At 59.4% G+C, this 14133-nt stretch carries 17 protein-coding genes; 13 read left to right on the forward strand and 4 right to left on the reverse strand.

The window, feature by feature from the left end:
* The first annotated feature begins 115 nt into the window (after window positions 1–115).
* From thiL to RBB76_RS03530, 3 genes are read left to right on the forward strand one after another with little or no spacing between them, the layout of a single operon-like run.
* Complete coding sequence (thiL, locus tag RBB76_RS03520) at window positions 116–1174, forward strand: thiamine-phosphate kinase (RefSeq protein WP_429628794.1); 1059 nt, start codon at window positions 116–118, stop codon at window positions 1172–1174.
* A gap of 45 nt (window positions 1175–1219) precedes the next feature.
* Window positions 1220–2356, forward strand: a complete 1137-nt coding sequence (locus tag RBB76_RS03525) for a cystathionine gamma-lyase (RefSeq protein WP_429628792.1) — start codon at window positions 1220–1222, stop codon at window positions 2354–2356.
* Window positions 2353–2970 (forward strand): hypothetical protein, encoded by a 618-nt coding sequence (locus RBB76_RS03530; protein WP_429628790.1) that lies wholly within the window; start codon window positions 2353–2355, stop codon window positions 2968–2970. The genes RBB76_RS03525 and RBB76_RS03530 overlap by 4 nt, the downstream gene beginning before the upstream one ends.
* Here the strand turns inward: RBB76_RS03530 and rsmD are convergent.
* Window positions 2912–3520 (reverse strand): 16S rRNA (guanine(966)-N(2))-methyltransferase RsmD, encoded by a 609-nt coding sequence (rsmD, locus tag RBB76_RS03535; RefSeq protein WP_429628788.1) that lies wholly within the window; start codon window positions 3518–3520, stop codon window positions 2912–2914. The genes RBB76_RS03530 and rsmD overlap by 59 nt on opposite strands.
* A gap of 52 nt (window positions 3521–3572) precedes the next feature.
* Here rsmD and RBB76_RS03540 point away from each other — a divergent pair, with 52 nt between their 5' ends.
* Window positions 3573–4679: a CBS domain-containing protein gene (locus RBB76_RS03540; RefSeq protein WP_429628786.1), complete on the forward strand. Its 1107-nt coding sequence runs from the start codon at window positions 3573–3575 to the stop codon at window positions 4677–4679.
* Entirely contained in the window at window positions 4679–5557 is an 879-nt protein-coding gene (gene rsmI / locus RBB76_RS03545) for a 16S rRNA (cytidine(1402)-2'-O)-methyltransferase (RefSeq protein ID WP_429628785.1), read from the forward strand. The genes RBB76_RS03540 and rsmI overlap by 1 nt, the downstream gene beginning before the upstream one ends.
* Before the next feature lie 35 nt (window positions 5558–5592).
* Here rsmI and RBB76_RS03550 read toward each other — a convergent pair whose 3' ends face one another.
* Complete coding sequence (locus RBB76_RS03550) at window positions 5593–6006, reverse strand: hypothetical protein (RefSeq protein ID WP_429628783.1); 414 nt, start codon at window positions 6004–6006, stop codon at window positions 5593–5595.
* 118 nt (window positions 6007–6124) lie between these two features.
* On the opposite strand from RBB76_RS03550, the gene RBB76_RS03555 reads away from it, so the two are divergent.
* The 4 genes from RBB76_RS03555 (at window position 6125) to moeB (ending at window position 9159) form a co-directional block, all read left to right on the forward strand.
* Window positions 6125–7060 (forward strand): PLP-dependent cysteine synthase family protein, encoded by a 936-nt coding sequence (locus tag RBB76_RS03555; RefSeq protein ID WP_429628781.1) that lies wholly within the window; start codon window positions 6125–6127, stop codon window positions 7058–7060.
* A gap of 5 nt (window positions 7061–7065) precedes the next feature.
* Window positions 7066–7569, forward strand: a complete 504-nt coding sequence (locus RBB76_RS03560) for a Mov34/MPN/PAD-1 family protein (protein ID WP_429628779.1) — start codon at window positions 7066–7068, stop codon at window positions 7567–7569.
* Window positions 7566–7853 carry a MoaD/ThiS family protein gene (locus tag RBB76_RS03565; protein ID WP_429628778.1) on the forward strand — a complete coding sequence of 96 codons (288 nt, stop codon included), beginning with the start codon at window positions 7566–7568 and terminating at the stop codon, window positions 7851–7853. Before RBB76_RS03560 ends, RBB76_RS03565 begins: the two co-directional genes overlap by 4 nt.
* A gap of 82 nt (window positions 7854–7935) precedes the next feature.
* Window positions 7936–9159 carry a molybdopterin-synthase adenylyltransferase MoeB gene (moeB, locus tag RBB76_RS03570; RefSeq protein WP_429628777.1) on the forward strand — a complete coding sequence of 408 codons (1224 nt, stop codon included), beginning with the start codon at window positions 7936–7938 and terminating at the stop codon, window positions 9157–9159.
* A gap of 49 nt (window positions 9160–9208) precedes the next feature.
* Here moeB and RBB76_RS03575 read toward each other — a convergent pair whose 3' ends face one another.
* Together RBB76_RS03575 and RBB76_RS03580 are read right to left on the reverse strand one after the other, a co-directional pair.
* Window positions 9209–10525 carry a homoserine dehydrogenase gene (locus tag RBB76_RS03575; protein ID WP_429628775.1) on the reverse strand — a complete coding sequence of 439 codons (1317 nt, stop codon included), beginning with the start codon at window positions 10523–10525 and terminating at the stop codon, window positions 9209–9211.
* Window positions 10526–10528: 3 nt separating this feature from the next.
* Window positions 10529–11002 carry a nucleoside deaminase gene (locus tag RBB76_RS03580; protein ID WP_429628774.1) on the reverse strand — a complete coding sequence of 158 codons (474 nt, stop codon included), beginning with the start codon at window positions 11000–11002 and terminating at the stop codon, window positions 10529–10531.
* A 57-nt stretch (window positions 11003–11059) separates the two neighbouring features.
* Between RBB76_RS03580 and allB the strand changes: the two genes are divergently transcribed.
* Genes allB through pucL form a run of 4 tightly spaced genes read left to right on the forward strand, consistent with a single transcriptional unit; the run spans window position 11060 to window position 14129 of the window.
* Window positions 11060–12406, forward strand: a complete 1347-nt coding sequence (gene allB, locus RBB76_RS03585; RefSeq protein WP_429628773.1) for an allantoinase AllB — start codon at window positions 11060–11062, stop codon at window positions 12404–12406.
* A 13-nt stretch (window positions 12407–12419) separates the two neighbouring features.
* A complete protein-coding gene (gene uraD, locus RBB76_RS03590; protein WP_429628771.1) occupies window positions 12420–12935 on the forward strand; it encodes a 2-oxo-4-hydroxy-4-carboxy-5-ureidoimidazoline decarboxylase in 516 nt (171 codons plus the stop codon).
* A gap of 2 nt (window positions 12936–12937) precedes the next feature.
* Window positions 12938–13276, forward strand: coding sequence for a hydroxyisourate hydrolase (uraH, locus tag RBB76_RS03595; RefSeq protein WP_429628770.1), 339 nt, complete (start codon window positions 12938–12940; stop codon window positions 13274–13276).
* A 4-nt stretch (window positions 13277–13280) separates the two neighbouring features.
* Window positions 13281–14129: a factor-independent urate hydroxylase gene (pucL, locus tag RBB76_RS03600; protein ID WP_429628769.1), complete on the forward strand. Its 849-nt coding sequence runs from the start codon at window positions 13281–13283 to the stop codon at window positions 14127–14129.
* Window positions 14130–14133 lie beyond the last annotated feature (4 nt).

The following is a 14133-nucleotide window of genomic DNA, read 5'->3' on the forward strand; positions in this document are numbered from 1 at the left end:
TCTTAGAGGGTACCAAACCCGTTACCCGCTGTGCAAACGAGCATAGTCGAGATCTCCAGCCTGTAACTCCCACAAAAGAGTCACATTTGCGCTTTCCGGTTATGCTGCCATCAGCATGAAAAAACCCTCCCTACCCTCCAGCGAACTAGGCCTCATTGAGCACATCCAGCGCGACTTCAGTATGAACAGCAGCGCGGTGAAGCTCGGCATCGGTGACGATTGCGCTATCCTTCGCCCTCCCGCCGGATGTGAAGTACTTGTCACCACGGACTTTACGCTCGAGGGTCGACACTTTCGCCGCGACTCCCACCCGCCCGAGTCGGTAGGCCATCGCTGCCTCGCGCGTGGCCTGAGCGACCTTGCCGCAATGGGCGCGACCCCACTTGCTGCCTTCCTCTCCCTTGCGCTTCCCTCCTCGATGCTCGCTAAAGCCCCAGGACAGATGTGGATAGCGAAATTCTTCAGCGGCCTCCGCGCGCTGGCTGAGTTGCACAGCGTGCCTCTCGCCGGCGGAGACACCTCGGAGTCGCCCGGCGGCAAGAATGCCCTCATCCTGGCTGACATCGTTCTCATCGGATATGCGCCAAAGGGTAAGGCGCTGCGACGCTCAGGTGCCTTTGCCGGAGATGCTCTCTACGTAACCGGCCAACTAGGCGGTGCCGCGGCAGAGTTAGCCGGGATGCTTGGCCGAAGAAAACGTATCGCCAGCGTGAAAACCACCGAAGACCATCCGCACCTGTTTCCCGAACCACGTCTGGACGTCGGCGAGGCGCTTCTGCGGCGAGGCGTCGCCACCGCATGCATCGATATCAGCGACGGCCTTTCGACCGACCTGGCTCACCTCTGCCGCGCCTCAGGAGTGAACGCGGAGATCGAGCAGGAGGCGCTGCCCATCCATCCGCTCGCCGCCAGGCTCGGTGCAAAATCCGCCCTGCATGCGGCCTTGCACGGTGGCGAGGACTACGAGTTACTCTTCACCGCACCCTCCTCGGCCCGAATGCCAACCTCGCTTGCAGGCGTGCCACTTACGCGAATTGGAACCCTCAAACCTCGTCGCCCCGGTCAACCTCTCATGACGCTGCTCGCACCGGGCAACGGCCCTGCAGAGTTGAAACCAAGCGGGTGGGAGCACTTCGCTAAACCTTCCCGGCACGCGAAAAAGAAAGCACGCTGAGCCTGCTACCATCAATCGGTCCGACCCACTCTCGACCTCGAAGCTATGCGCGACGCCACCAAAATCATTCGTTCCACGCTGAGCCGTACCGTCCCCGGCGAGCCGCTTACTACGGGACCGGTCTTCGCCGCGCCGTACCATACGCCGGGCGATTCATCGGACACTCCCTACACCTACGCGCGCTCGCACAATCCAACATGGACCGCCCTTGAGAACGCCATTAGCCAGATGGAGTCCGGGCAGTTCGCTTCAGGCGAAAGCTACGCGGCAAGCGCGCTTGTCTTCGCCTCCGGCATGGCCGCGTGTGCTGCGGTGTTTGGGACCGTGCTGCGACCGGGCGATGTGGTCGTTCTCCCCTCGAACGCCTACTACACGGCTCGCAATCTGCTGCAGGAGCACTTCGCTCCCATAGGCGTTACGCTGCGTATGTCGCCCACCGCTGGAAACGCACAGGCCGAGTTGCTGGAGGGCGCGCGACTGCTGTGGATCGAGTCGCCGAGCAATCCCGGCATGGAGATCTGCGACATCGCCCTGTTGAGCGAAGCAGCGCACCGTGCAGGCGCTCTGGTTGCAGTAGACAACACCACGCCAACGCCGTTGGGGCAGCTTCCTTTAGCGCTCGGTGCAGATTTTTCCGTCGCCTCAGATTCGAAATCGATGACCGGCCACAGCGATCTTCTGTTGGGTCACGTCGCAGTGCGCGACCCGGAGCTACGGGCAAAGATCGACCAGTGGCGCACCCTCACCGGCGCTGCCCTGGGCCCGATGGAAGCATGGCTCGCGCTGCGTTCGATCGCGACACTCCCGCTGCGCCTCGAGCGCTCCTGCGAGAACGCCCAACGCATCGCCGAATTTCTCGCGACAAGGAAAGAAGTATCCAGCGTGTTGTACCCCGGCCTGCGATCGCACCCAGGCCACGAGGTCGCAAAGCAACAGATGCGCTACTTCGGACCAGTGTTGAGCTTTGTCCTGCGAGATAAAGCCGCCGCGGAAACCTTTCTCTCCACGTCACTGTTGCTAACCGATGCGACCAGCTTCGGCGGTGTGACGACAACAGCAGAACGTCGAGCGAAGTGGGGTGGAGATTCAGTACCCGACGGCTTCATACGCATGAGCGCCGGCTGCGAAGACATCGAGGACCTGATCGAAGATATAGCGCAGGCGCTGGACGCAGTTCGATGATGCTCGATCGCCCGATAGACGACACCGAACAATTTCCTCACAGCTGGAGCGTCGAAATACTGAAAACGCCTCCGCTGATAGCTCCTGCACAGCAATTTATCTACCCGCAGCAGATCGCAGGCGAAGAAGATGCCCTCGCTCGAGGCGCATTGCAGTTGATGGTTCATCCCGCCAGCGGAGGGACATTTCTCGCGACATGCGCCCTCGGATTCACAAACCCCACCATGCCAACCGGGGTCTTTGCCTGCCCCGATCCGCGAGAGATCTGCGCAGTGGCCGGCGGCTACGCCTATGTGATCGATACGACACAGCCCGACCATTGCACTCATGTCGCTATGAAGCCGGTAGTCGAAGTGCGCCCGCTCGTGCCGCAAAGACTCCTGCTCTTCGTCGGCTTTCACTCAATCGTCGCCTGGGGTCCAAGCGGCCCAGCGTGGGAGACAGCGCGCCTCAGTTGGGAGGGCGTGCGCATCACCGGCATCGACGGCAACACGTTGCACGGCATGGGCTGGAATCTATTGACCGATCGCGAGGTCGCCTTCGAAGTCGATCTGCTTACCGGCCATCATCAGGGGGGCGGGTTTTCTCAGCCGCCGCAGGGACAAAAAAGCTAAGCGCAGCATCGCCCTGTTTCAAAAGCCGAGTATGTTCGAGCACGCCGTATCGCTCCGCCAGCTTAGCCTTGCTGCTGTGTTCGGCGATGACCAGGGAATCTGCGCTCAAGATGGTACGGCCCCGCACACTTCCAAAAAAATTGAGCGTCCCCGAGTATTCGTCCTCGGCCTCGTACGGCGGATCAAGATAAACGACATCAATCGGCTGCGTCAGTTTGCTAAGACGCTGCAACATCGCACCGACACCCCGGTCCTCCAGTGTGAAACCGCGGCTGATCTTCAACGTTGCGAGGTTTTGCCGCAACGAAGCCAGCGCGGGCTCAGCATTTTCCGCAAACCAAACATGCTCCGCTCCACGACTGATCGCTTCAATTCCAACGGCTCCTGTCCCGGCATATAGATCAACAAAGTGGCAACCCACGGTGCGCGGCGCAAGAATATTAAAAAGAGTCTCGCGCAGGCGATCACTGGTAGGACGAGTTTGTAGACCACGCGGGGCGGCGAGTTGGCGAGACCGGTAAGTACCTGCAATGACGCGCATCTTTACCATGGTAAGCCGTCGAAACTCAGAATGCTAAACCGCTGCGCATACAATGGAAGACATGCGTGGGTGGTCTTTTCCGATCGGCAGATTTCTCGGCGTGGATGTCCGCATCCACACCTTCTTCCTCCTCATCCTTGGGTTGTCGATCAGCTATGCCTCGATGACCGGCTCAACAGGAGGCCGAGGATTTGCGCTCTGGCTGCTGCTGCTGCTCGCAGTGGTCGTTCGCGAAGTAGCTCGCGCCATCGGTGCAGCGTGGTTCGGGCTCGAACTCCGCAGCGTTCTTCTACTGCCCGTCGGTGGCCTGATGAGTTACGCAAGCACCGAAGCCACAGAGAAAGCCTCGACGCCCGAGATGCAGAAGCGCATGGCCGTGATCGGGCCCACAGTAAATATCGGATTCGGCCTGCTCCTCGCTGCAATAACCCTGACGATTGCGCCCGAGGTCAGCCTCTTCGAACGCCCCTGGACGTCCCCCCTCCATCTACTACGAGCTGCGGTGTGGATGAACATCCTGCTCGGCGTCGTCAACCTTTTGCCCGCCTCCCCGCTCGATGGAGGACGTGTCTTTCGCGGCGAATTTGCCAAGACCAAAGGCGTCATGAAGAGCACCCGAGCCGCAGCAGGACTCGGTCAGTTCATCGCCATCGCACTGATCGTCGCGGGCCTGCTGGTACCCAATATGTGGCTCGTCATGATCGGCGCCTTCCTGATGATTGGCGCGCATATGGAAGACCAGGGCCTCCTGCTGCAAACTGATGTGGACGCCGTTCGGATGCGTGACGTGATGCTGACACAGTTCAGCATGCTCTCCGCCTCGGACACCCTTGAAGACGCGCTTCAGCGCTCGGTCCACACCCTGCAGGACGTCTTCCCCGTGGTGCGCGGATCGAACCTCGTCGGCGCGGTCTCGCGGCAGAGCATCGTCGATGCGCTGCAAACCGATGGTAACGGCTACGTGCAAGGCGTAATGACTCGCTCATTCCAGACCGCTCAGCCAGACGATTCGCTGGTGAAGACGCTGCGTCGCATCATGGCCGGTCAGGGCGCACAGATGGTTCCAGTCCTCGAAGGCGACCGCATCGTCGGCATCATCACCCCTCAAAATCTTGCGCTTTCGATGGGGATGCTGAACCAGCGCCGCAAACTGCGGCAGACAGAGTAATGTCCGCGAACCAAGACAAAGACGACCGGCCCCTGGCACCCGGACTCTACCTCGTAGCCACGCCCATCGGCAACCTCGAAGACATCACCCTGCGTGCGCTGCGAGTGCTGCGTCAGGCAGACCGCATCGCCTGCGAAGACACTCGCCAGACACAGAAACTGCTCAACCACTTTGAGATCCGCACACCCACCGTGAGCTATCACATGCACAACGAAGGCTCGCGCACCGAAGAACTGATAGCAGAGTTAAAAAATGGCGCACGCATCGCCGTAGTCAGCGACGCGGGAACCCCCGGCATAGCCGATCCCGGCGGCCAGATCGTCGCTGCCGCACTCGCTGCCGCAGTAGATGTCTTCCCCATTCCTGGTGCAAACGCCGCAATCAGCGGATTAATCGCAAGCGGCCTCACGACCGAGCGATTCACCTTTCACGGCTTCCTTCCCGCCAAAGCGGGCCAGCGTAAGACAGCGCTCGAAGAACTTGCACGAGACAACGGGACGCACATCTTCTACGAAGCCCCGCACCGCATTCTCGACACACTTGCAGACGTCGGGGCCGTCTTCGGTCCAGAGCAGCACATCGTCATTGCGCGAGAGCTGACAAAAATCCACGAAGAATTCTTGAGAGGATCGGTCGCCGGCGTTCGGTCGCAGTTGGCAGCTCGCGCCAGCGTCCGCGGAGAGATTGTGTTGATGCTCACGGCCACCCCGGTCGAAACCGAAGGCAAGCAAATTACTCTCGCCGGCGAGGTAGCCACCATGATGAAGTCAGAAGGCATCAGCGAGATGGACGCCCTGAAACGTGTCGCTCGCGAACGCGGCATCGGCAAGAGCGAAGCCTATCGCGAGTTACAGCGCGAGCAGAATCGGCGGCGCTAAGCCGTTTTCCTGCCGCGGCCTATTCCCGGCCGGAATCAGTCCCGCCCTTCGACCCGATCGTAGTGATAAACGTTGCTGGTCGTTCCTAACGCCTGGTTGTACAGGATCGTCTTTCCGGCCGCTTCGTTCAACTCTTCGGTGAACTCATGAATAGCGCGCAGGTGATCAGCCGAAGCCGGAATCTCGAGCTTGCTCGTCCGGAGAAACTTCTGGTAGCCCCGGTCAAGCACACGCGCGATCTCGCCATTCAGCAGCCAGCCCGGTCGGGCCAATATCTCGACAGTGCCATCCGGTGCTGCAGCAATCTCCGCCGCACACCCGTATTTCCTTACCTGCATAGCATTTGGCGTTCGCTTTGCACCCTCCTGAGCAGGGGCAACATCGAATCTCTGGCCCCCGAGAAGGCTGAGAACATCATTGAAGCTTCGTACTGGGATCTTTTTCGCCATAGTGCAATACGTTAGACTCGATTAACTGTCGCACATTCGCCGAAGTCCTTCAATCGGCACGGCGCGAACGATTCAAATGAATCAAATGACGACATGAAGATCTGAAGATGGAAGCCGCATGATTACCACCCTCAAACCGTTTGGAACAAGCATCCTCGAGCGCGTCGGCAACACGCCGTTGGTGCGGCTTGAACGCCTCAGCACCCATCTGCCCGGAATCCAGATACTCGGCAAAGCCGAATGGGCCAACCCCGGTGGCTCAGTCAAAGACCGGGCAGCCTCGGCCATCGTCGCCGATGCGCAGCGCAGAGGTCTCCTTACCGGCAGCCGTGGCCTGCTGGATGCAACCAGCGGCAACACCGGCATCGCCTACGCCATGCTGGGCGCAGCTCTGGGCTTCAAGGTCACTCTCTGCATGCCATCGAATGTCTCCCCCGAGCGCAAGCGCTATCTCGCCGCATACGGAGCAGAAGTCCTGTGGACCGACCCTGCCAATGGCTCCGACGGAGCTATCCGTAAAGCTCGCGAACTCGCCGCGGCAGAGCCAGATAAATATTTTTACGCCGACCAGTACTCCAATGACGAGAACTGGAAGGCACACTACCGCACCACCGCAAACGAAATCTGGGAGCAGACCGAAGGCCAGATCACGCATTTCGTCGCAGGCCTCGGCACCAGCGGTACTTTCATGGGCACAACGCGCCGCCTGAAGGAATTGAAACCATCGATCCGATGCATCTCCATGCAGCCGGACTCGCCCTTCAACGGCCTCGAAGGCCTCAAGCACATGGCAACAGCTATCGTTCCACGCATCTACGATCCATCCCTCGCCGACGCCAACATCGACATGCCGACCGAGACCGCGTACAGCATGGTAAAAAATCTAGCCCGCAACCAGGGCCTGCTCGTTGGAATCTCCGCCGCAGCAGCCGTCGCAGCCTCTCTCCAGATCGGCGAAGAAGAGGTCCGCGCCGGCCGCGAGGCAGTCATCGTCACCATCCTTTGCGATTCGGCAGAAAAATACATGAGCGAACGCTTCTGGCAGGAGGAGTAACTCAGATGCTTCGCATCCATTACGCTGACTACGAGGCCCTGCGCACGCACGGCGAAGAGACCTACCCGAACGAGTGCTGCGGCGTCCTGCTCGGCAAGAACATCGCCGGCGAGGGAAACGACACCGCTGCGGTCAATCACGTCCAGCAGATCGTTCGCGCCGGCAACACCCGCACCGACTCCGCCCACAACCGCTACAACATCGCCCCGCAGGAGCTCGTCAAGATCCAGCGGCAGGCACGCGGTCTCGGCCTGGACATCGTCGGCTTCTACCACTCTCATCCGGACCATCCGGCCCAGTGGTCGAAGACCGACTTCGCCGAAGCCCACTGGCTGGGCTGCTCCTACATCATCACCAGCGTCGAACAGGGCAAGGCTGCGCTGACGAACTCCTTCCTGCTAAGAGGCACAACGGAAGAAGATAAAACATTCGAGGACGAACCAATCCAAATCGATATCGCCCCTAACGTCGCCGAAGCGGCGACGCAAACCCAGAAAGGTCAGGCATGAACATTCACATCCCCACCCCGCTGCGCGCCTACACCGGCGGACTTGAGACCGTCAGCGTCACGGGAACCACCGTCAGCGGCGTGTTTCAGCAGCTCACCGTCCAATACCCCGAACTCAAGCCGCACCTGTTTACCCCCGAAGGCAAGCTCCGTTCATTCGTGAACGTCTATCTGAACGACGACGACATCCGCTATCTTCCCAATAAGGAAGAGACCGCTGCAAATGATTCTGACGAGCTCACTATCATTCCCTCCATCGCCGGCGGAACGAACTGTCGACTCTAAAATTTTCCTATTTGTAACCGTCAAAGGCGGTTTTATAAAGTGAAGATTTTGACGCCTTCCAAGTGAGGCAGAGGAAAAGAAAATGCCAACAGCAATCGAAGAGACCGTAGAACTCCCCAAGCTCTCCAATGACGAGATCGCCCGCTACTCCCGGCACCTGATCCTCCCCGAAGTAGGAATGGAAGGCCAGCAGAAGCTAAAAGCCGCGAAGGTGCTCTGTGTCGGTACCGGCGGCCTGGGCGCGCCCCTGGCGCTTTATCTCGCAGCCGCAGGCGTCGGCACCATCGGCCTCGTCGACTTCGACACCGTCGACGCAAGCAACCTGCAACGCCAGATCATCCACTCCACCGCGACCGTCGGCAAGCTCAAGGTCGACTCCGCCGAGATCATGCTCAAAGGCCTGAATCCCACGGTCAAAGTCATCAAACACAACACCATGCTCACCAGCGCCAACGCGCTCGAGATTCTGAAAGACTACGACGTCATCGCGGACGGTACCGACAACTTTCAGACCCGCTACCTCGTCAACGACGCCTGCGTACTGCTGAACAAACCCAACGCCTATGGCTCGATCTTCCGCTTCGAAGGCCAGGCCAGCGTCTTCGGAACAAAAGAAGGCCCCTGCTACCGCTGCCTCTACCCCGAACCGCCACCGCCGGGCCTGGTTCCCTCCTGCGCCGAAGGCGGCGTGCTCGGCATCCTCCCCGGCCTCGTCGGAGTTATTCAGGCGACCGAGACCATCAAGCTGATCCTCGGAATCGGCGAACCCCTCATCGGCCGGTTGCTCCTGGTCGACGCTCTCGGCATGAGCTTTCGTACCCTGAAGCTCCGTAAAAATCCCGAGTGCCCCGTCTGCGGCCCCAACCCGACCGTGACCGAACTCATCGACTACGACCAGTTCTGCGGCATCACCCCGCCAAGCGAAGTCGGCCCACTCGAAGTCGCCCGCGACAAAGCTGTCAGCGATCTTCCTGTCGTCGACGGCATCCCACAGATCTCGGTCCAGGAACTCAAACGCAAACTCGACGCCAAGGAAGACGTCTTCGTCCTCGACGTTCGCGAGCCGCACGAGTACAAGATCGTAAATCTCGGCGCGCCACTCATCCCAGTCGGAGAGATTGCTCTTCGCACCGCTGAGCTGGCCGACAAAAAGGACCGTGAGATCGTCGTCCATTGCAAGTCCGGCGCTCGCAGCCAAAAAGCCGCGCTGGCTCTCAAACAAGCCGGCTTCACAAACGTATCGAATCTCACCGGCGGCATCCTCGCCTGGGCCGACAAGATCGATCCTTCCCTGCCGAAGTACTAACTCAAACCAGCAACGCGAAGAAGCGGCGCACTCACCCTGCGCCGCTTTTTTATTCCGCCTTGTCTTCCACCTCAAGCATCTGCAGGCACAACGGCTTCTCCAACATGCAATCCATACGAGCTACTGAAGCCAATGCACGCTCAATGGTCGAGCTCAGGCACGGCTCAGTCGTCACCACGAACGGCAAACGATGCTTCGGATACCCGCGCCGTTGCAGCAGCGAATCAATATTCGCGCCAACTTTCGAAAGCGCACCGGAGATCGCAGAGACAATTCCCGGCTTGTCATCAACGACAAATCGCAGATAGTGCGGTGCAAAAAAATCACCTGTCACCTCGCGCCTTCGCAATGGCAGCTCCACGCTCTTACATCCCTGAGCCACGGCCAACAGATCGGACACCACCGCGACCGCCGTTGGCTCCCCGCCAGCACCATGCCCCGAGAAAACAACATCTCCGCCGAATCTCCCACTCACGACAACCATATTCTGCGTCCCATGCGACCACGCCATAGGCGAAGCCAGCGGCACCAGCATCGGCGCTACCCGCGCATGCACGAGCTTCCCATCCAGCTCCGCGCGCGAGACCTGGCGAATCGTGCAGTTCAACTCCTTCGCATAGGAAAAATCGATCGCCTCAATCGCCGAAATCGTCTGCATCGCCACCGCATCAGGGTCCAGTTCAGCGTGCATCGCAATGCGCGACAAGATGCAAAGCTTCGCCCGCGCATCATACCCATCCACATCGGCCGCCGGATCAACCTCCGCGTAGCCAAGCTGCTGTGCATCGGCCAAAACGGTCGCGTAATCCGCTCCAGCTTCCATGCGGCTAAGAATGTAGTTGCACGTGCCATTGACGATGCCGCTAAGCCGCGTCACCTGATCGCCACACAACCCCTGCAACATCCCAGGAATTACCGGCACACCACCCGCAACCGCCGCTCCATGCAGCAGATGAACGTTGTGCTTCTCTGCGAGCTTCGCCAGGCCGGTCCCTCGGTAAGCGATAAGCTGCTTATTCGCCGTAACCACCGACTTACCCGCAGCGAGAGCTTTGCGCAACCACCCTTCCACCGGATTCAGGCCGCCCATCAATTCAACAACAACATCAACATTCGACCGCAGAATCACATCGATGCTATCGGTCCACACCACCGAAGCCGGTACGGCCTTCGCGGCTGCCGAGCTACGCTTCCGATCCACATTGCGGTTGAAGATATGCGTCAGCTCGACGCCCTGAATCCTCGACGCGGCAAGCACCCGCGCCACCGCCCCTCCGACCGTGCCGAATCCCAGCAGCGCAACCCTCACAACAGAATCCGCTTTATTTTTTTTGACCGCAGTTCTCTTCGTTTGCTTTATCGCCATGTCTTAGTAATCGATTCTGCCGGCGTGCTCACGCCAGGCCTCAAAGCTCGAAATCGCCTCCTCAGGCAGCAGTCTCACCGCCGGAATCTTGCGCTGGTCGAGCGGCAGCTTCATCTCTTCATAAAGAAAAGCGTCGTCAAATCCGGCCGCTGCAGCATCGGCTGCGCAACTGCCATAAAAGATCGCCTCACATCGCGCCCAGTAGATTGCGGCAAGGCACATTGGACAAGGCTCGCAGCTGGTGTAGATATGGCAACCTATGAGCTGAAAGCTCTCAAGCGCCGCACACGCGTTTCGGATTGCTACAATCTCGCCATGCGCCGTCGGATCATTGGTCGCGGTAACGAGATTTGCGCCAGTCGCAATAATCTCACCGCCCCGCACAATCACCGCGCCGAACGGCCCTCCGCGACCGGACCGGACATTCTCCGTCGCCAGCGCAATCGCTTTCTGCATGAAGATTGGGTTGCCCTGCATTCGGCTCGGTATCCTTAGGTCACAATTTATGCGGCGGAAGTGACGGAATATCAAATTATGGCACATGCCTTTCTCTCAAAACGCATCGTCACTCCTCAGGGCACGCAACCGGGCGCGCTCCTCGTAGAAGGTGGAGCGATACGCGCCATCTGTCGCAACTCAGAGGTCCCCTCGGACGCCATTGTTCACGACTGCGGCAACGACGCCCTGCTTCCAGGACTCGTCGACACACACGTCCACATCAATCAGCCCGGCCGCACCGAATGGGAGGGGTTCAACACCGCAACTCGCGCTGCCGCGGCCGGCGGCTACACCACCCTGATCGACATGCCGCTCAACTGTCTTCCTGAAACCACAACGGTCGCCGCGCTCGAGCAGAAACGCGAAGCCGCAAAGGGCGAGTGTTTCATCGATTGGGCCGCATGGGGAGGAGCTGTCGCAGATAATCAGCAACACATCCTTCCACTGGCCGACGCCGGTGTTCTCGGCTTCAAATGTTTTCTCATCTACCCAGGCTGTGATGGCTTCACCATGATCGACCAACAGCAGTTGGAAGCCGCCCTACCATCCATCGCACAGTCTGGCCTTCCCCTACTTGTCCATGCCGAACTCGCCGACCCTATCGACGCGGCGACCCAGTCACTAGCCAACGCAGACTGGCGACGATACGAGACCTACCTCGCGTCTCGCCCTGACGAAGCCGAACTCCAGGCCATCCGCCTCATGATTCGTCTCTGCCGCCAGTACAGCTTTCGCCTGCACATCGTTCACCTCTCCACCGCGCTCGCTCTCTCCGAACTAAAAGCTGCACGCCACGAAGGCCTTCCCGTCACCGTCGAGACCTGCCCTCACTACCTGCACTTCGCCGCCGAAGAGATCCCCGACGGCGCAACTCTATTGAAGTGCGCCCCACCAATCCGCAGCAAAGAAAATCAGCGAGGCCTCTGGCGCGGCCTGCACGAGGGCATCATCGATATGATCGTCACCGACCACTCCCCCTGCCCGCCCGAGATGAAGCGCATCGAGACTGGCCGCTTCGATCAAGCCTGGGGCGGCATCCCCAGCCTCTCTCTCGCACTCTCCATCATCCACACTGACTCCTCTCATCGCGGCGACACGCTTGAAGACATCACCCGCTGGATGAGCAGCGCACCAGCCGCACTCGCCGGTCTCGCCCACCGAGCAGGCTCTCTCCAATCAGGCCGCGACGCAAACTTCATCATCTTCGACACAGAAACAGAGTTCACCGTCACTCCCGGCAAACTTCACTACCGTCACCCCGTCTCACCGTACATGGACGCAACTCTGCGCGGCGCTGTTAAAGCCACCTACCTGCGCGGAGAACCGGTATACCGTGACGGCATCTTTGCTCCGACACCCTCAGGCCGAGAAGTCAAGTTATAGTAGGCAGACACGCATGAACAAAGTCCTGGCCCGATGGAACTCACTCGATCTCGCCACCGCTGCCCGCGAAGCTCTTCCCTGCTGCGGCTCGCAGGCATGGGCGACTGCGCTCGCCTCCGCGCGTCCGATCGAAGACGAAGAGTCGCTGATCGCAAAATCCTCGTCCATCTGGCTTAATCTCCCTGAAGAGGCCTGGCGAGAAGCTTTCGACAGCCATCCTCGCATCGGCCAAAATCAAGCTCAGGCTCACGCAACCGGACAGTCTTTGCTTTGGTCGGCACAGGAGCAGCGCGCAGCGCTCACGCAAGATGAAGCCGCTAAACTAGCTCTCGAAGACGCAAACCGCCACTACGAAGAACGATTCGGCCGAATCTTCATTGTGTGCGCTTCAGGAAAAACTTCAGCAGAGATCCTCACCATCCTGGAGGCGCGCATGCAAAACGACAATGCAACCGAACTTCGTGAAGCAGCCGAACAACAACGCGAGATCACACAGCTTCGCCTTCACCGCTGGCTGGAGTCAGAGTAATCATGGGCATCTCCACGCACATTCTCGACACATCGCTGGGCAGGCCAGCCGCGGGCGTTCCAATCACGCTCGCTCGCATAACGAACGAAGAGTGGTCCACACTCAACGAAGCGACCACCGACGCAGACGGTCGCTGCAAACATCTTCTACCCGAAACCGACGTCCTGCGACCAGGTATCTATCGAGTCCGCTTTGAAACCCTTGCCTACTACAAACAACATCAGCTGGAGGGGCTTTATCCGTACGTAGAAATTGTCTTCACCGTATCCGAAGGCGAGCAGCACTATCACATCCCTCTACTCCTGACTGCGAACGGCTACACCACCTACCGAGGAAGCTGACCCGATGATCGAGCTGGCCGAAAATCGTTACGGAAAATCCCGCGTCCGCCTGATGAAGGTGACCCGTCATCCTAATGGCCACGACTTGCGCGAGTGGACCGTTCAGGTGCTGCTCAAGGGCGACTTCGACTCTGCCCATCTCGACGGCGACAACAGCAAAATCCTGCCGACTGACACGATGAAGAACACCGTCTACTCCCTTGCCCGTGCCTCCAAAGCAACCTCGATGGAGGACTACGCCAAAGAGCTCACTGACTTCCTGTTAGGGCGCAATCCGCAGGCCTCATCCGCTTCGGTCCGCATCGAAACCACCATGTGGAAACACCTGACGGTCGACGCCAAACCCCATCCCAGCGCCTTCATGCGCGGCAGTAATGAACTTCAAACAACCAGCGTAGACCGCGCCCAGGGCGAAAGCTTTCACATCCTCTCTGGCCTCGACAATCTCGTCCTGCTCAAGACCGCTCACTCCAGCTTCGAAGGCTACATCAAGGATTCGCTCACCACTCTGCCCGAGACCAAAGATCGCCTCTTCGGAACCGCAGTCCGCGCCGAGTGGCAATACACCTCCACTGACCTCGACTTCGAAACCGTCCGCACAAAAATTCGAGAGACAATGCTCCGCACCTTCGCCAATCACGACAGCAAGTCCGTGCAGCAAACCCTCTACGCGATGGCCGCAAGCGCGCTAGAAGACGTACCCGAAATCGACGAGATCGAAATCACCATGCCCAACAAACACTGCCTCCTCGTCGACCTCTCACGCTTCGGCCAGGACAATCCCAACGAGATCTTCGTCCCTACCGACGAACCTCACGGATACATCGAAGCGCGCGTCCGCCGCAGATCCTGAACTA

It is taken from the genome of Tunturiibacter psychrotolerans (genome assembly GCF_051013365.1).
Taxonomy (GTDB): domain Bacteria; phylum Acidobacteriota; class Terriglobia; order Terriglobales; family Acidobacteriaceae; genus Edaphobacter; species Edaphobacter psychrotolerans_A.

Bases quoted from the DNA above. Each gene is read 5' to 3' on its own strand.
- rsmD (WP_429628788.1), bottom strand. From the start codon at position 3,520: ATGGTAAAGATGCGCGTCATTGCAGGTACTTACCGGTCTCGCCAACTC.
- moeB (WP_429628777.1), top strand. From the start codon at position 7,936: ATGCCAACAGCAATCGAAGAGACCGTAGAACTCCCCAAGCTCTCCAAT.
- RBB76_RS03565 (WP_429628778.1), top strand. From the start codon at position 7,566: ATGAACATTCACATCCCCACCCCGCTGCGCGCCTACACCGGCGGACTT.
- RBB76_RS03540 (WP_429628786.1), top strand. From the start codon at position 3,573: ATGCGTGGGTGGTCTTTTCCGATCGGCAGATTTCTCGGCGTGGATGTC.
- uraD (WP_429628771.1), top strand. From the start codon at position 12,420: ATGAACAAAGTCCTGGCCCGATGGAACTCACTCGATCTCGCCACCGCT.
- pucL (WP_429628769.1), top strand. From the start codon at position 13,281: ATGATCGAGCTGGCCGAAAATCGTTACGGAAAATCCCGCGTCCGCCTG.
- RBB76_RS03575 (WP_429628775.1), bottom strand. From the start codon at position 10,525: ATGGCGATAAAGCAAACGAAGAGAACTGCGGTCAAAAAAAATAAAGCG.
- RBB76_RS03530 (WP_429628790.1), top strand. From the start codon at position 2,353: ATGATGCTCGATCGCCCGATAGACGACACCGAACAATTTCCTCACAGC.
- thiL (WP_429628794.1), top strand. From the start codon at position 116: ATGAAAAAACCCTCCCTACCCTCCAGCGAACTAGGCCTCATTGAGCAC.
- RBB76_RS03555 (WP_429628781.1), top strand. From the start codon at position 6,125: ATGATTACCACCCTCAAACCGTTTGGAACAAGCATCCTCGAGCGCGTC.
- uraH (WP_429628770.1), top strand. From the start codon at position 12,938: ATGGGCATCTCCACGCACATTCTCGACACATCGCTGGGCAGGCCAGCC.
- allB (WP_429628773.1), top strand. From the start codon at position 11,060: ATGGCACATGCCTTTCTCTCAAAACGCATCGTCACTCCTCAGGGCACG.
- RBB76_RS03580 (WP_429628774.1), bottom strand. From the start codon at position 11,002: ATGCAGGGCAACCCAATCTTCATGCAGAAAGCGATTGCGCTGGCGACG.
- RBB76_RS03550 (WP_429628783.1), bottom strand. From the start codon at position 6,006: ATGGCGAAAAAGATCCCAGTACGAAGCTTCAATGATGTTCTCAGCCTT.
- RBB76_RS03525 (WP_429628792.1), top strand. From the start codon at position 1,220: ATGCGCGACGCCACCAAAATCATTCGTTCCACGCTGAGCCGTACCGTC.
- rsmI (WP_429628785.1), top strand. From the start codon at position 4,679: ATGTCCGCGAACCAAGACAAAGACGACCGGCCCCTGGCACCCGGACTC.
- RBB76_RS03560 (WP_429628779.1), top strand. From the start codon at position 7,066: ATGCTTCGCATCCATTACGCTGACTACGAGGCCCTGCGCACGCACGGC.